This is a genomic window from Vibrio sp. Vb1554 (assembly GCF_033344235.1).
The window spans coordinates 1-2,333 of the sequence record NZ_JAWPOJ010000082.1; the positions used below are offsets into that span (position 1 = coordinate 1).

Below are 2,333 nucleotides of genomic sequence, written 5' to 3' on the forward strand. Positions count from 1 at the left end.
GTGTGCGATGGAACCGGAGTACCTTTATAAGGTTTTGACAGCCCTTGTAGGACGGGAATGTTCATGAATTTTCCCTGATATTAAGCCCCAGTCGAAAGACTGGGGCTTTTTCGTTTGGTCGTGTCCCCTAGAAATGCATTTACACATTGAAGGCGAGACAATACGACTTTCTTTACCCTTTTGGCACATGAGTTTCTCAGGAAGATGAGCCTGCTGCCTGCACTTCCAATTACTCCGAGTTTGTATCCTGTCCTCGTTGAAAGATTGGTCATTTGAACAATGAGTCTTTATAACACTCGCCCTCAACCGTAATAGAATGAATAGTCTTCCGTACTGCGTGTTTTGTTAGCGTCTCTCTTAAACAATAATTTTCTACATCTTATTTCTCAAACATTCATTGCTTCCATGTTTAGAGCGGGACCGTCGTTACGTGGATTACGCAATTTCCCGAAATATAATGAGGAATAGAGCTAAGTCTTCCGAAAATTAATGCCTTTTAGAAAACTTTGTTTTCTTTGCTGAACTTGCTAGTAGCGATTAACCTAAGAGGAGTTCTTGAGGAGTATGTTTGATGATGCAACAAATAAAAAATGAAACGCTGAAATCTGTATTTAAGCAATGGTCTTCCGATGAGGGAATTGTGGTCATCAACCCTGCAACTGAGCAAGAGTTAATTCGGTTAAAGCCTAGTACTCTTGATGAGTTAGATGATCTCATTGGTCAGTGCAAAACGGAGCAAGTCCGTTGGGCTAAATTAAGTGCCAAAGAGCGCTCTCGTCGTTTGAGGGGGTGGTATCAACTACTTCTTGATAATGCAGAAGACATAGCCACGATTATTACCTTAGAGCAGGGTAAACCTTTAGCTGAGAGCAAAGGGGAAGTGATGTATGGTGCCTCTTTTGTCGAGTGGTTCTCAGAAGAAGCAAAACGTGCTTATGGCGAAGTTATTCCTGCCCCAACGACAGATAGACGTCTATCTGCAATTCGCCAGCCTGTGGGAGTATGCGCTGCAATTACACCTTGGAACTTCCCTATTGCGATGATTACAAGAAAAGCAGCACCAGCCCTAGCGGCAGGTTGTGGCATGTTGATCAAGCCATCAGAGCTTACCCCTCTCACTGCAATTGCTGTTGTTGAATTAGCTTATCAGGCTGGTATCCCTAAAGAACTGCTTTCTGTCGTGGTGTCGGAGCAGGCTGCTGAGTTTGGTCAAGTACTAAGTACTGATCCTAGGATTCAGAAGATCTCTTTTACGGGGTCTACGCGCGTTGGGAAAATTTTGATGAAGCAAGCCAGTGATTCAGTCAAGGCGGTGTCGATGGAGTTGGGTGGTAATGCGCCTTTCATCGTGTTTGAAGATGCAGACTTAGATGAGGCTGCGGAAGGGCTTGTCGCGTCGAAGTTCCGTAATGCAGGGCAAACATGTGTTTGTACCAATCGGCTATATGTTCATAAAAATGTAAAACAAGCTTTTATTGATAAAGTATTGTCGAAGTTAAGCAAATTAAAGCTTGGAAATGGTTTAGAGAAAGGTGTCACATTAGGTCCTGTTATTACGATGGCCTCTAAGCATCGACTAGAGGCGGCGATCGATCAAGCTGTACAAGAAGGAGCCTCTATTGCTAACTCTCCACAGAGACGGCCTGGTCGCTTTATGGAGCCCGTTCTTTTGGATAGTGTGACGCAGAATATGTCGATTGTTCAGCAAGAGCTATTCGGGCCTGTGTTGCCTATTGTTACCTTTGAAAATGATTATCAAGTTCTCGAAATGGCGAACGATACAGAATATGGTTTGGCTTGCTATTTCTATACGAATAGCTTGAAGCGTATTGTGACTTTTAGTGAAGGTTTAGAGTACGGCATGGTTGGAGTTAATGAAGGGATCATCTCTACTGAAGTGGCTCCATTTGGTGGAGTTAAAGAGTCGGGTGTTGGACGGGAAGGTGCTAAGCAAGGACTCGATGAATATCTGGAGACAAAGTATATTTGTCTTGGTGGTTTAAGCTGATTTCAGAGATGGCCGATTGAATTAAAAAGCTAGGTTTTTACCTAGCTTTTTTTTAGTTGAAAGGCATACCATTTGCCACGCGCGTTTGTGGTTAATATTTTCTGGTTACTTAGTGAGTCGATAGTTAGCTTGCGGTAAGCGGTTTTTAATAATCAAAGCGCTTATGTTATTTCGTTATGGGGTAGGAGAGAGCTTAGCTTTAAACTAATACAAAAAAGCCGCATCAAGTGATGCGGCTTCTTCTAATATGGCTCCTCCTGCTGGGCTCGAACCAGCGACCTGCGGATTAACAGTCCGTCGCTCTACCAACTGAGCTAAGGAGGAA

At 43.5% G+C, this 2,333-nt stretch carries 1 protein-coding gene and 1 tRNA gene; one reads left to right on the forward strand and one right to left on the reverse strand.

Annotation, left to right across the window (positions count from 1 at the left end):
* Positions 1-571 precede the first annotated feature (571 nt).
* A complete protein-coding gene (locus tag R8N28_RS23740; protein WP_082240161.1) occupies positions 572-2,008 on the forward strand; it encodes an NAD-dependent succinate-semialdehyde dehydrogenase in 1,437 nt (478 codons plus the stop codon).
* A 248-nt stretch (positions 2,009-2,256) separates the two neighbouring features.
* On the opposite strand, the gene R8N28_RS23745 is transcribed toward R8N28_RS23740, so the two are convergent.
* Positions 2,257-2,332 (reverse strand) — tRNA-Asn (locus R8N28_RS23745).
* Position 2,333 lies beyond the last annotated feature (1 nt).

Coding starts and splice junctions, on each gene's coding strand:
- R8N28_RS23740 (WP_082240161.1), top strand. CDS start 572: ATGATGCAACAAATAAAAAATGAAACGCTGAAATCTGTATTTAAGCAA.